This is a genomic window from uncultured Agrococcus sp., assembly GCF_945915485.1.
In the GTDB taxonomy this organism is placed as follows: domain Bacteria; phylum Actinomycetota; class Actinomycetes; order Actinomycetales; family Microbacteriaceae; genus Agrococcus.
Genome location: NZ_CAMEFJ010000021.1, coordinates 1 through 12,571, shown reverse-complemented (window position 1 = coordinate 12,571; position 12,571 = coordinate 1). Strand labels below are relative to the sequence as shown.

13 protein-coding genes are annotated in these 12,571 nt (G+C 63.3%); 10 read left to right on the top strand and 3 right to left on the bottom strand.

Going from position 1 to position 12,571, the window contains the following annotated elements:
• Positions 1–89: 89 nt before the first annotated feature.
• On the top strand, positions 90–557 hold the full coding sequence (locus tag Q0O95_RS05630; RefSeq protein ID WP_293696246.1) for a hypothetical protein: 468 nt from the start codon (positions 90–92) through the stop codon (positions 555–557).
• Between the two features lie 4 nt (positions 558–561).
• On the opposite strand, the gene Q0O95_RS05625 is transcribed toward Q0O95_RS05630, so the two are convergent.
• The gene (locus Q0O95_RS05625) at positions 562–1,134 is read right to left on the bottom strand and encodes a TetR family transcriptional regulator (protein WP_293696244.1); all 573 of its coding nucleotides are present in this window, start codon (positions 1,132–1,134) and stop codon (positions 562–564) included.
• Positions 1,135–1,273: 139 nt separating this feature from the next.
• On the opposite strand from Q0O95_RS05625, the gene Q0O95_RS05620 reads away from it, so the two are divergent.
• From Q0O95_RS05620 to Q0O95_RS05595, 6 genes are all read left to right on the top strand, one after another.
• Positions 1,274–1,888 carry a YigZ family protein gene (locus Q0O95_RS05620; RefSeq protein WP_293696242.1) on the top strand — a complete coding sequence of 205 codons (615 nt, stop codon included), beginning with the start codon at positions 1,274–1,276 and terminating at the stop codon, positions 1,886–1,888.
• Positions 1,889–1,960: 72 nt separating this feature from the next.
• Positions 1,961–2,176: a hypothetical protein gene (locus Q0O95_RS05615; protein ID WP_293696240.1), complete on the top strand. Its 216-nt coding sequence runs from the start codon at positions 1,961–1,963 to the stop codon at positions 2,174–2,176.
• A 95-nt stretch (positions 2,177–2,271) separates the two neighbouring features.
• Positions 2,272–4,965: a valine--tRNA ligase gene (valS, locus tag Q0O95_RS05610; RefSeq protein WP_293696238.1), complete on the top strand. Its 2,694-nt coding sequence runs from the start codon at positions 2,272–2,274 to the stop codon at positions 4,963–4,965.
• A gap of 9 nt (positions 4,966–4,974) precedes the next feature.
• On the top strand, positions 4,975–5,205 hold the full coding sequence (locus Q0O95_RS05605) for a hypothetical protein (RefSeq protein WP_293696236.1): 231 nt from the start codon (positions 4,975–4,977) through the stop codon (positions 5,203–5,205).
• A gap of 112 nt (positions 5,206–5,317) precedes the next feature.
• Positions 5,318–7,351 (top strand): M3 family metallopeptidase, encoded by a 2,034-nt coding sequence (locus Q0O95_RS05600; RefSeq protein WP_293696234.1) that lies wholly within the window; start codon positions 5,318–5,320, stop codon positions 7,349–7,351.
• Between the two features lie 120 nt (positions 7,352–7,471).
• Positions 7,472–8,116 (top strand): hypothetical protein, encoded by a 645-nt coding sequence (locus Q0O95_RS05595; protein ID WP_293696233.1) that lies wholly within the window; start codon positions 7,472–7,474, stop codon positions 8,114–8,116.
• Positions 8,117–8,181: 65 nt separating this feature from the next.
• Here Q0O95_RS05595 and clpX read toward each other — a convergent pair whose 3' ends face one another.
• Complete coding sequence (gene clpX / locus Q0O95_RS05590) at positions 8,182–9,456, bottom strand: ATP-dependent Clp protease ATP-binding subunit ClpX (protein ID WP_293696231.1); 1,275 nt, start codon at positions 9,454–9,456, stop codon at positions 8,182–8,184.
• A 135-nt stretch (positions 9,457–9,591) separates the two neighbouring features.
• Between clpX and Q0O95_RS05585 the strand changes: the two genes are divergently transcribed.
• The 3 genes from Q0O95_RS05585 to Q0O95_RS05575 all read left to right on the top strand — a co-directional run bounded on the left by Q0O95_RS05585 (position 9,592) and on the right by Q0O95_RS05575 (position 12,380).
• Positions 9,592–10,290 (top strand): copper resistance protein CopC, encoded by a 699-nt coding sequence (locus tag Q0O95_RS05585; protein WP_293696229.1) that lies wholly within the window; start codon positions 9,592–9,594, stop codon positions 10,288–10,290.
• Positions 10,291–10,316: 26 nt separating this feature from the next.
• The gene (locus Q0O95_RS05580) at positions 10,317–10,505 is read left to right on the top strand and encodes a hypothetical protein (protein ID WP_293696227.1); all 189 of its coding nucleotides are present in this window, start codon (positions 10,317–10,319) and stop codon (positions 10,503–10,505) included.
• A 156-nt stretch (positions 10,506–10,661) separates the two neighbouring features.
• The gene (locus tag Q0O95_RS05575; protein ID WP_293696225.1) at positions 10,662–12,380 is read left to right on the top strand and encodes an ABC-F family ATP-binding cassette domain-containing protein; all 1,719 of its coding nucleotides are present in this window, start codon (positions 10,662–10,664) and stop codon (positions 12,378–12,380) included.
• Positions 12,381–12,421: 41 nt separating this feature from the next.
• On the opposite strand, the gene Q0O95_RS14095 is transcribed toward Q0O95_RS05575, so the two are convergent.
• Positions 12,422–12,562 carry a TrmO family methyltransferase gene (locus Q0O95_RS14095; protein WP_366516450.1) on the bottom strand — a complete coding sequence of 47 codons (141 nt, stop codon included), beginning with the start codon at positions 12,560–12,562 and terminating at the stop codon, positions 12,422–12,424.
• Positions 12,563–12,571: the final 9 nt, after the last annotated feature.

Sequence of the window (12,571 nt, the reverse complement as noted above, 5' to 3'; positions counted from 1 at the left end):
CTCACCGTTCTTCCGAATGCTCCCCGGTGATAGCCGGATCAATGCGACGGCCAAGTCTAGCAAAGAGATGTCGCCAGTAGAGTGATGCCATGAGAAAGCGAGCGATAGCGGTTGTTGCCGCCGCGGCACTCGGCCTGACCGGCTGCGGAGGCATCGGTCTTCCCGCACCCTCGGCGCCGGATCCGACGATTTCCTATCCGAACGTTCCTTCGGAGGACATCACGAAAGAGGCGTGCTCTTCCGTTGTCGCCGAGGTGAACGACCTCTCGCGAACGCTTGCGCAGTTCTACGAAGCGCTCGAGGGCGGCGATCTGCTCTTGGCGGCCTCCCTGCTCAATGCTCTGCAGTCGCAGCTCGGTGACATCGGCGGAGACGCTCAGGGAGACCCTGAACTCGAAGTGCTCCTGGGCGATTTGCAGAGCGCTGCAGAAGCGTTGAACGCGCGCATCGCAGAGATCGACACGAGCGATCCGCTCTCTGCGACCGAGGGGATTCAGGAGGACGCTGAGGCGCTTCGAGCGGCGATCGACGGGCTGCTCGCGTACTGCACGGGCTAGGTCGCTATCGCTCCAGCGCTTCGACAAGTGGCTCGACAGCGGCTCTGACGGCCTCCTCCGCGGTACCCTCAGGCGTCCTGGCCCAGGCGCCGATGGCGCCGAATGCCGCGCCGATCAGCGCGCCTGCGACGCCGGATGCGCGATTCGATTCGGGCAGGATGTCTTCGCCAATCGCGATGCGATGCGCCAGCACTGCCGAGAGCTCCGCCGCGTGCACCCCTGCGGAAGCGAGCAGGACCTCGGTCGCACCCATGGTCTCGGCATCGCGGAGCACTTGCGGAACCCTATCTTCCCAGGGAGCGACAGCACTGACGAGCGCGTCCGCGCAAGCGCGCACGGGAGGGCCGTCCTGACTCGGTTGCACGGCGTCCAGCGTTGGCCGGACCCTGCACCACAGGGCGTCCGATTTTCCGCCGGGGAAGTAGGTGAAGAAAGTTCCTCGCGAAACACCGGCGCGCCCCGCTATGTCGTCGATGGAGACTCGTTCGAAACCGACTTCGAGAAAGAGCTCGATTGCGGCTTCGCTCAGCGTTTCGACCGACGACACCTTCGGTCGTCCAGGTCCTCTCTTCATCATGCTCCTCCTCGAGTGGAATCTCTCCTCTCTCTTGTTTACACCACTTGGTACTGCAACGGCACAGCGATCGGGCTTCGAGGCGAACCCCTTCGACGCCCGAGCCGCGCGATGGCAGGTACCCGCGTGCCAGACTCGAGGCATGAAATACCGCTCGATCGCCAGGGATGCACGCGTCGAGCACGAGATTCTGCGATCGCGCTTCATCGGCATCGCCACACGAGTATTCTCGCTCGACGACTTCGCAGAACTCGTGCGCGAGCAGCGACGCGAACATCCCGATGCAGCGCACGTCTGCTCAGCGGCCATCGTCGGCGAACACGGTGAAGCGAGCCGTTCGAGCGACGACGGCGAGCCCTCCGGGACAGCGGGAGCGCCGATGCTGCAGTCGATACTGCGGCAAGAACTCACCGACGTCGGCGTCATCGTGGTGCGATACTTCGGCGGAACCAAACTCGGAGCCGGCGGTCTCCTCCGCGCGTACTCGGGTGCAGCCTCGGATGCACTGAGCGCCGCGGGTCGGGTGCACCGTGTCACGACGAAGCGGGTGAGCGCGGAAGTGGATCTCGCCGAAGTCGGTCGCATCGACAATGCTTTGCGCACCCGCGGCCTCGAACCCGCCGTCGAATACGGTTCCTCAGCGCATCTGACCGTGCATGTCGATACGTCCGAACTCACGGCTGTGCAGGATCAACTCCGCTCGCTCGGCGTTCCGACGCACGTTGGCGCGGACGGCTACCGCGAAGTGCCGCGCTGACGCCGCGGAAGCCTGCGGGCCGCGCATCCTGCCGCCTGCACTGCGAAGTGCGCGAGCCCGTAGACTGGAATCATGTGGAGAACACCGCGCAATGCCATCACGCCCTGGCTGTTCCTGGTCGCAGGAGCGTGCATGTTCACCGCGGGATTCATCCGTCCGGAAGACACCTGGGTGCGGTGGGTCATGGTCGTCGCCGGCGTGCTGTTCGTCATCAACGCGCTGCTGCAGTTCGTACTGCGGAAGCGGGAATCTGATGATCGGTCGTCATCCAGCCGCGACGTTCGCTAGACTCTGCGAGACAATCAGGCATCTTCGCCACCGTTCAGGTACGGCGAGCAGACACGATGCCGCGAAGATCGACAGCAAAGGTGAGAGCCATGGCCATGCCCGAGAAACCAGTTCTTGAGGGCCTCGAAACGAAGTGGGATGCCCGCTGGGAGACGTCAGGAACCTATGCGTTCCGCCGCGACGAAGCTACGCGCGAAACCGTCTACTCGATCGACACGCCTCCTCCGACCGCATCGGGCTCACTCCACGTCGGTCACGTATTCAGCTACACGCACACCGACATCATCGCGCGCTTCCAGCGCATGCTCGGCAAGCAGGTCTTCTACCCGATGGGCTGGGACGACAACGGTCTCCCGACCGAGCGCCGTGTACAGAACTACTACGGTGTTCGTGTCGACCCCACACTCCCCTACGACCCGAATTTCACACCGCCCAACGAAGGCGACGGTAAGACGACCAAGCCGGCCGATCAGCTGCCCATCTCTCGCAAGAACTTCATCGAACTCTGCGAACGCCTCACGGAAGAGGACGAGCAGAAGTTCGAGGAGCTGTGGCGCACGCTGGGGGTCTCCGTCGACTGGAAGCAGACCTACCGCACGATCAGCGACGACTCACGCCGCACGAGCCAGCTCGCGTTCCTGCGCAACCTGGAACGGGGCGAGGCTTACCAGTCGGACGCCCCGACACTGTGGGACGTGACTTTCCGCACGGCAGTCGCTCAGGCGGAGCTCGAGGACCGCGAACAGCCCGGCGCGTACCACACGCTGCTCTTCACCTCGCAGGACGGCGACCTGCGCATCGACACGACTCGCCCCGAGCTGCTCCCCGCCTGCGTGGCGGTCGTGGCGCATCCCGACGACGAACGCTATGCGCACCTGATCGGTTCGGAGGTTGAAACGCCTGGCTTCGGAGTGAAGGTTCCCTTCGTCGCCCACCCGCTCGCACAACCCGACAAGGGCACGGGCGTCGCGATGATCTGCACGTTCGGCGACACGACCGACATCACCTGGTGGCGCGAGCTGAACCTGCCGAACCGCTCGGTGCTCGGCTTCGACGGACGATTCGTGCCGGAGGCCCCGGAGGCGATCGCAACGGATGCCGGCCTCGAGCTCTACGCCGAGATGGCCGGGAAAACCGTGTTCTCGGGCAGGAAGACGCTCGTGGAAGCGCTCCAGTCCTCGGGCCGCATCGTTGGCGAGACACGAACGATCACGCATCCCGTGAAGTTCTTCGAAAAGGGCGACAAGCCGCTGGAGATCGTGTCCACGAGGCAGTGGTACGTCAAGAACGGCGGCCGCGAAGCCGAGATCCGCGACCGGCTCATCGAGCTCGGCCGCACGATCGACTGGCACCCCGACCACATGCGGGTTCGCTACGAGAACTGGGTCAACGGGCTCAACGGCGACTGGCTCATCTCGCGTCAGCGATTCTTCGGCGTGCCGATTCCGGTCTGGTACGGCCTCGATGAAGACGGCAACCCCGACTACGACAGAGTTATTCTGCCCTCGCCGGACCAACTGCCGCTCGACCCCTCGAGTGATGTTCCAGCGGGCTTCACTGCCGAGCAGCGTGGCGTGGCCGGTGGGTTCGTCGGCGAAGTGGATGTCATGGACACCTGGGCGACATCGTCTCTGACCCCGCAGCTCGTCGGCGGCTGGGGAGGCAGGGATGATGAGCTCTGGAATCTGCTGACGCCGTTCGATCTGCGCCCGCAGGGCCAGGACATCATCAGAACCTGGCTGTTCTCGACGATGGTCCGCTCGATGTTCGAGACGGGCAAGGCGCCGTGGGAGCACGCCGCGATCTCCGGCTGGATCCTCGACCCCGATCGCAAGAAGATGTCGAAGTCGAAGGGCAATGTCGTCACACCGCAGTCAATGCTGGAACAGCACGGCTCCGACGGGGTTCGCTACTGGGCGGCCTCCAGCAGGCTCGGGATGGATGCGACGCTCGACCCGCAGAACCCGAAGATGATCAAGATCGGAAGGCGCCTCGCGATGAAGGTGCTGAACGCCGCGAAGTTCGTCTACCAGATGGAGGGCGAAGCGGGTGATATCGCGAATCCGATCGACATCGACATGATCGGTGATCTGCGCGACGTCATCGAAAGCGCAACCGAATCGCTGCAGGATTACGATCACGCGAAAGCGCTCGACACGATCGAGACGTTCTTCTGGACGTTCTGCGACGACTACCTGGAGCTCGTGAAAGAGCGCGCGTACTCGGGCGACCCCGTCGGTCAGGGTTCCGCGATCCGCGCTCTCCGCAGCGCGATCAATGTGCTCCTTCGTCTGCTCGCGCCCTACATTCCGTTCGCGACGGAGGAGGTGTGGAGCTGGACCAACGACGGCTCGATCCACCTCGCGAAGTGGCCGCGCATCCACGATCTGCCGACGTCGGCGCAGTCCCGCGGGATGCTGAGCGCAGTCGGCGAGGCACTGATCATGATTCGCCGAGCAAAAACGGATGCGAAGGTCTCGCAGAAGACGCCCGTTGCGCGGGCGGTCATCGAGGGCCCGAGCGAGACCATCGGCCTCATGGAGCAGGCAGCGAGCGACCTCGCCGCCGTCGGACGCATAGAGGATCTGCAGTTCGTGGCGGCGAACGAGTTGGGAGTTGGTGAACTCGAGTTCGTCCAGCAGGAAGAGGAAGCGTCATCGGAGCGGCAGACGCCACTGCAGGTTGTTCCGAATGAGGCCACTCCGGAGCAGAAGGCCGCAGCTTCGGAGGAAGCAACGCAGGTTCTCGATCTCAGCGAGCTGCGGGCCGAGCTCGACGACGACAACTAGGGGGCCATCGTGCAGATCGGAACACGCTGGAGCCTCGGGGACGAGGCGCCGAAATCGTTGCCACTGGGCATTCGTCAAGCGATCGGCGAGGAAGAGCGCGTGCTCCGTGATCTCGAGGCCGACACCGGTGGATGGGGTTGGACGCTCACCTTTCTAGAGGGCGAGCCCATCGTCACCCTCGACGACGGCACCGTGATAACGCAGGTCGACGGCGAAACGATGGTCACTCACGAGCCCTGATCAGCGAAGTCGCGGAGTGCGGAGGAGAACAGCCGATTCGCACTTGGCGAGTGCACGGCAAACCGATGCGGAACGCAAAGTTCTTGCAAGGGTACGTCGCTAGGCTCTAATCATGAGTAACCCGTTCTTCGAACCCTCAACGCTCCCCTACCAGCTCCCCCCGTTCGCGGATATCCGAGACGAGCACTACGCGGAAGCTCTCGAAGCGGGCTTCCAGCAGCAACGGGACGAGATCGAAGCGATCGTGAACAACGACGCCGCGCCGACGATCGAGAACACGCTGGAGGCGCTGGAGGGTTCGGGGGCGATCCTCGAACGCGTCATGCACGTGTTCTGGTCGATCACGAGCACCGACAGCAGCGAGTTCCTGCAGCAGCTCGAAGAAGAGTACGCGCCGAAGGTGGCAGCCCATTTCGATTCGATTCAGCTGCATTCGAAGCTGTACGAGCGGATCAGTGCACTATTCGAGAACCCATCGCCCCACTGGAGCAACGAGCAGCAGTACCTCGTCGAGCGGTACCACAAGGAAATGACCCTTGCGGGTGCCGGGCTCGACCGGCAACGCACAGAACGGCTGAAAGAACTGAATCAGCGCCTCGCGTCGCTCTCAACGCTCTTCGACAAGAATCTCCAGGCCGATACGAACGATCTGGCGGTTGTTATCGACGATGTCTCCGAACTCGAAGGTCTCGCCCAGAGCGAGATAGAGGCGGCCGAAGCGGCGGCTCAGGCCCGGGGGCTGAGCGACAAGTACTTGATCACGCTGCCGCTGTTCACGGGTCACCCGTGGCTGGCTTCCCTCGAGAACCGGGATGTGCGGGAGCGCATCATGCGGGCGTCGCTTGAGCGTGCATCCCGTGGCAACGACAACGACAACTCGGAGATCGTTCTCGAAATCACGAAGCTGCGAGCCGAGCGGGCCTCGCTGCTCGGCTTCGTGTCGCACACCGCCTACGTGACCGCCGATGAGACCGCAGGAACACCCGCCGCAGTGGCCGACATGCTCGGTCGCCTTGCGCCCGCCGCCGCGCGCAATGCCCACGCGGAGGCGGAGACCTTGCGCGAGGAGATCGCATCGACCCCGGCACCCCACGCTCTCGAGAGCTGGGATTGGGCCTTCTACACCGAGAAGGTTCGCTCGCGCCTGCACAATGTCGACACAGCCGCACTGCGCCCGTACTTCGAGGCGGAGCGCGTGCTGCATGACGGTGTGTTCTTCGCGGCGGGGCTCGTCTACGGGCTGCGGTTCGAGGAGCGCACCGACCTGACCGGCTACCACTCGGACAATCGCTTCTTCGAAGCCTTCGAGGAGGACGGTACTCCCCTGGGTCTATTCCTGCTCGATCTCTACACACGGGACTCGAAGCGCGGCGGCGCGTGGATGAATCCCCTCATCTCCCAGAACGCGCTCCTCGATCAGCCGACGATCGTGATGAACAATCTCAACGTGCCGAAGCCGCCGCCAGGCAAACCGACGCTTCTGACGTTCGATGAGACCGCGACGCTGTTCCACGAGTTCGGTCACGCGCTTCACGGTCTGCTGGCCAAAGTGACGTACCCGAAGTTCTCGGGTACGAATGTCTTCCGCGACTTCGTCGAGTTCCCCAGTCAGGTCAACGAGATGTGGATGCTCTGGCCCGAGGTCGTGAACAACTACGCGAAGCACTTCGAAACCGGTGAGCCGATCCCCTCCGACGTCCTGGAGCGCATACAGGCGATGGAGTCGTTCAACCAGGGGCACGACACGAGTGAGTACCTTGCCGCAGCGCTCCTCGACCAGGCCTGGCACAATCTCGCGGTCGGGGAAGAGGTAACGGATGTCGAATCGTTCGAGCGTGAGGCGCTCGAGAAGGCAGGGCTGCTGAACTCCACGGTTCCCACTCGCTACTCTTCTACGTACTTCCAGCACGTCTTCTCCGGCGGATATTCGGCCGGATACTACTCGTACATCTGGTCTGAAGTCATGGATGCCGACACTGTCGAGTACTTCAAGGAATCCGGCAATGTTCGTGAAGTCGGCGACAGTTTCAGGCAGCATCTGCTGGGCATCGGCGGTTCGAAAGATCCGCGCACCGCTTACAGGGAGTTCAGGGGCAGGGACGCGGAGATCGAGCCGCTGCTGGATCGTCGAGGCCTCGCCGCCTAGCTGCCCCGCAGCCGGATGCCGTGCAACTCTTAGCACACGCACTCTCGCTCGGAGCTGAAACTCCGCTCAGCAACGGCACGTAGGCTGACGATGCCTAAGAATCTCAAATGAGGAGAATGCATGATCACGCGGAAGAAGTTGCTGGCCATCGGCGCAATCGCCACGAGTGCGCTGCTGGTTACCGCCTGCGCAGGTGCCGACGAGCCGGAGCAACCGGATGACCAGGTCGTCGAAGAGACGGAAGACCAGGTTGACGACACGGCCGAGGAGAACGGTGAAGACGACGTTCCCGGTGACGTCACCGCTCCTGGCTCAACGCTCGCAATCGGCGACACCGCGGTGCTCGCGCATCCCATCGACGGCGAAGACGGGGAAACCGGCCTACTGTCGGCGACCGTGAACGAGATCGAGTCGGCGTCCATCGACGAACTGGCTGACCTCGATCTCGGCGAGAGCGCAGACGGGCTCGAGCCGTACTACCTGCACATCACCGTTGCGGGTGTCGACGAGACTTCGGAAGCACTTGCAGGCGCAACGCTGACGAACGCATTCGCGGGACTGGCTGCCGGCAGCCCAGCTTCGAATTTGAACGTGATCGGTTCGTTCGATCCCTGCAACATCACCTCGCTCGACAGTGAGTGGGCAGCTGACTCGACGCAGGAGATCTGTATCGTCGTCCTCAGCCCCGAAGGTTCGGACGTCGACTCCGTGCAGTACTCGCCGCGCGACGAAGAGTACCGAGCGGACCCCGTCACCTGGGAGTAGACATCCCCTGAATCAACATCCGTGATGAACGGCCCGGAGATCGCCCGGGCCGTTCATCATTTGTTCTAGGCGCTTAGCTCTTCTATGTCGCTCTGCGATAGCACTTCGGCTTCTCCGCTACCGTCCACAGCGTCCTTCGTGACGACGACACGGACAATGTCCGGTTCCGACGGCACATCGAACATGAGCGGCGCCAGCACGTCTTCCATAATGGCTCGCAAACCACGTGCGCCGGTCTTGCGCTCCACGGCGAGGTCCGCAATCGCCTCCAGCGCATCCTGTTCGAAGTCGAGTCGCACACCGTCGATCTCGAACATCCGCTGATACTGCTGCACGAGCGCGTTCTTCGGCACCGTCAGGATGTCGACAAGCGCCTCCCTGTCGAGCGGTGTGACGGTAGCAATAACCGGCAGACGACCGATGAACTCGGGAATGAGGCCGAATTTGTGCAGGTCTTCCGGCAGTACCTCGTTGAAGATATCGAGATCTGCTTTCGGCGTCTGCAGCGGAGCGCCGAACCCGATGCCCTGCTTTCCGTTGCGAGCCCTGATGATGTCTTCCAGCCCTGCGAATGCACCGGCAACGATGAACAGGACGTTCGTCGTGTCGATCTGGATGAACTCGCTGTTCGGGTGCTTTCGGCCGCCCTGCGGCGGCACCGACGCTACCGCACCCTCAAGGATCTTCAGCAGCGCCTGCTGCACGCCCTCGCCCGATACGTCACGCGTTATCGACGGGTTCTCCGCCTTCCTGGCGACCTTGTCGATCTCGTCGATGAAGATGATGCCGTTCTCAGCGCGCTTGACGTCGTCGTCGGCGGCCTGAATAAGCTTCAGCAGAATATTCTCGACATCTTCCCCGACATAACCGGCTTCCGTGAGCGCAGTAGCATCGGCAACCGCGAACGGCACATTGAGCTTTCTGGCGAGCGTCGATGCCAAGTACGACTTTCCCGAGCCGGTAGGTCCGACCATCAGGATGTTGGACTTCGCGATCTCGACCTGCTCACGGGCGGCGTCCGCACTCGCCAGCTGCTGCGAGTCGTGGATGCGCTTGTAGTGGTTGTACACGGCAACGGACAGCGACCGTTTCGCGCGATCCTGGCCGACAACGTACTCATCGAGTGCTTCGAAGATCTCGCGCGGTTTCGGGAGCGTGAACTCCGGCACCGCCTCTTTCGCCTTCTCGGAGGACTTGCGTTCAGCGATGATCTCGTTGCACAGTTCAACGCACTCATCGCAGATGTAGACGGCAGGGCCAGCAATCAGCGGCACCTGTTTCTGGCTCTTGCCGCAGAATGTGCACTTGAGCAAATCGCTGCTCTCACCGAGTCGCGCCACGGTCAAACCTCCCGAAGTCGTTGCAATAAGCGTACGCGCTTCCACCGACATGCTACGCAGGCTCACCGAAACAAAGACACCGAATCGGACCCGCGGGCGCTGACCGAGCTGCTCTTTCGCTAGTAGACTGGCGTCATGCAGTTGCTCGCGGCACTTTCCGTTGTTTCTTCGCTCGTTCTACCGCTTCCGTCGCACGCGACGATCATCGACAGCACCGTTGAAGACGGAGGAACACTGACGGAGGCCGTCGAGACGTTGTCCGTCACCATGAACGAGGAGATCCTGCAGGTTCCCGGGGTCGAGACGGCGAATGTGATGACGCTGCAGGACGCCTCCGGTAATTACTTCGGAGACGGATGCACGATCGTCGAGGGCCCCACTGCATCCATGGTTGCAGCACTGGGGGAAGCCGGCGACTACGTGCTCGGCTACACGGTGGTCTCGGCGGACACGCACCCCGTATCCGGAGAAATCGCTTTCACCTGGGAGCCGCCGGCGGATCACGAACCGAGCCCCGCGCTTCCGCAGGCTCCGGTCTGCGGCGAAGAGCCGGAAGACTCAGCTGTTCCCGAGGACAACGACGATACCGCCGAGGACCCCGAAGCAACCGAAAACGAAGTTGCAGAAGAACCAACGGCAGATGACTCCGCGCAGGAGGAGTCGGCCGAAGAGGGCGGAATACCGCCGTGGGTGTTCATTCTGGTCTCCGTCGCGGCCGTAGCCCTCATCATCGGCCTGATCATCGGCAACTGGGTTCGCGCACGACGCATGCGCGCCGGCTGGCAGGAGGAGCATCCTGATGAGAACCAGTCGGGGAACAACCCCTCGCGGTGACGGCCAGTAGCGCCTCAGGAGGAATCATGCCGACGTTCGACATCAACAGAAACGTCAGCGGCACAGCCGTCTACCGGGCGAGCATCGAAGCGGCGACGTATCGGCAGGAGGGCGATTACTTTGTGTTCTACGCCGACGCCTCTCGGACCAGGAAAGTGCTCACGGCCGCTGCATCGGCTGTCACGACCATCGACACCGTGACGGAGAGACGCTAGCCGCGACCTATCTCGCTCCTCGCGGCGAGTCGAGTCGTTGCGATTGCCGCTCGCGGTTGCTACCGTTGAGCCCGTGAAGCAGTAGCGATCCCGTTCGTCCCGTGCCCGAGGCAGTCTGCCCGGCGGGATTCACGTCATCCTCGTAAGGCTTCTCCTATGGCTTCGTCAAGCCCCGTTCGCGACACCCTCGCACATCTCCGCATCGAAGGGTTGTCCGCGTCCTATGCCGATCGGCGCGTTCTGACCGATGTGTCCTTCGTTGTGCCCGCGGGCGCGAGAACCGCATTGATCGGCGAGAACGGCACGGGTAAATCCACATTGCTGCATATCATCGCCGGCGATCTCCAAGCAGACTCCGGAGCGGTTCGTGCCTTCCGTCCGGGTGGCGCGGACGTTCGCATAGGTCTGCTGCGACAGGAAGCGACCGTCCCGGCGAACACATCGGTCGGGTCCGTCATCGAAACCGCTGTCGCGCGAGTTCGCGCTGCTGGGCGGGATGTTGAGCGGGCTGGGTCGTTGCTCGCAGCCGGGCCGGACCACGAGCACGAGCTCCGATTCGCGGCGGCTCTCGAAACCGCTGAACTCCTCGACGCCTGGAACATCGACACCCGCATCGCCAAGACACTGGCGGGGCTCGGCCTCGAGCACGTCGAGCTCGCAGACGACGCGGCTGCACTTTCAGGCGGTCAGCAGTCACGGCTGGCCCTGGCCGCGCTGCTGCTGAGCGCTCCTGACGTACTGCTGCTCGACGAGCCGACGAATCACCTGGATGATGCAGCAGCACAGCACCTGGTCGAGGAGCTCGAGAACTGGAGCGCTCCCGTCCTGTTCGCCAGTCACGACCGTGCGTTCTTGGACGATACGGCGACGGCCCTCGTCGACCTCGATCCCGCTCCCCTGCTGCACGCGGATTGTGGCGACCTCGTGCAGGACGGCAACGGTTCCGGCATCGGAGTCACGAGGTTCACGGGCACGTACACCGACTACCTGCAGGCGAGAAGGGATGCCAGGGTCCGTTGGGAGCAGCAGTTCGCGGATGAGCAGTCGAGGCTGAAGAAACTGCGCGCGTCGGTCACGGAGTCGCAGACCGTTGGCAAACCGGAGCGAGGTCCGAAAACGGAGGCGAGAGCCTCCAAGAAGTTCTACTCCGATAGAAATGCCAAAGTCGTGGCGCGGCGGGTCGGTGACGCGCGATCGCGCCTGGAAGAGCTCGAAGACCGCCAGATCCGTAAACCACCGCGGGAACTGAGCTTCGCGGGCATCCCGCTCCCCGGCAGGACGACGGTCCCTGGGAAAACGGTTATCGATGCTGCACGTATCGGCCTTACCGGACGCCTCTCAGCGGCATCGATGTCGATACGGCAGGGCGAGCAATGGCTCGTGACGGGCAGCAACGGGACCGGTAAGTCGACACTGCTGCAGTTGCTCGCCGGCGCACTCGAGCCGACCACGGGAGCGGTGCAGCGAACGCGCGGGCTCCGCATCGGGCTGCTGACGCAGCACGCCGGCATCCCCGACCCGCACGAGCGCGGGCCATCGAGGACACTCGTTCGCGCCTACGAAGACGCCATCGGCACCGGCCGTGCAGCCGCGGTGCCGCTCACGGCGTTCGGACTGTTCGCCCCTCGTGATCTCCAACGCCCGCTGGACTCCGTGAGTCGCGGCCAAGAACAGCGGCTGGCTCTCGCGATCGTACTCGCCGAGATGCCGGATGTACTACTGCTCGACGAGCCAACGAATCATCTGTCGCTACTGCTCGTGACACAGTTGGAGGAGTCGCTCGCCGACTATCCCGGGACCGTCGTCATCGCCAGCCACGATCGGTGGCTGAGACGCAACTGGAAGGGCCGCACGCTGCATCTGGAGTCCCAGTGAGACGGGTTTGCGTCGGCTTCGGAGCGCCGACTCCCCGGAGGCTATGAAGACCAGTACCCCTGCATCAGCTCTGTCGCCCACTGTGGTTGCCGTACGACGGCCCGCGGGGCGAACTCTTGCATGTACGGCTTGATATCCAAGACCGGCGTGCCGTCGACCGCATCCAATCCACGGACTTCCAGCGTCAGCCC

Bases quoted from the DNA above. Each gene is read 5' to 3' on its own strand.
- Q0O95_RS05630 (WP_293696246.1), top strand. From the start codon at position 90: ATGAGAAAGCGAGCGATAGCGGTTGTTGCCGCCGCGGCACTCGGCCTG.
- Q0O95_RS05625 (WP_293696244.1), bottom strand. From the start codon at position 1,134: ATGATGAAGAGAGGACCTGGACGACCGAAGGTGTCGTCGGTCGAAACG.
- Q0O95_RS05620 (WP_293696242.1), top strand. From the start codon at position 1,274: ATGAAATACCGCTCGATCGCCAGGGATGCACGCGTCGAGCACGAGATT.
- Q0O95_RS05615 (WP_293696240.1), top strand. From the start codon at position 1,961: ATGTGGAGAACACCGCGCAATGCCATCACGCCCTGGCTGTTCCTGGTC.
- valS (WP_293696238.1), top strand. From the start codon at position 2,272: ATGCCCGAGAAACCAGTTCTTGAGGGCCTCGAAACGAAGTGGGATGCC.
- Q0O95_RS05600 (WP_293696234.1), top strand. From the start codon at position 5,318: ATGAGTAACCCGTTCTTCGAACCCTCAACGCTCCCCTACCAGCTCCCC.
- Q0O95_RS05595 (WP_293696233.1), top strand. From the start codon at position 7,472: ATGATCACGCGGAAGAAGTTGCTGGCCATCGGCGCAATCGCCACGAGT.
- Q0O95_RS05585 (WP_293696229.1), top strand. From the start codon at position 9,592: ATGCAGTTGCTCGCGGCACTTTCCGTTGTTTCTTCGCTCGTTCTACCG.
- Q0O95_RS05580 (WP_293696227.1), top strand. From the start codon at position 10,317: ATGCCGACGTTCGACATCAACAGAAACGTCAGCGGCACAGCCGTCTAC.
- Q0O95_RS05575 (WP_293696225.1), top strand. From the start codon at position 10,662: ATGGCTTCGTCAAGCCCCGTTCGCGACACCCTCGCACATCTCCGCATC.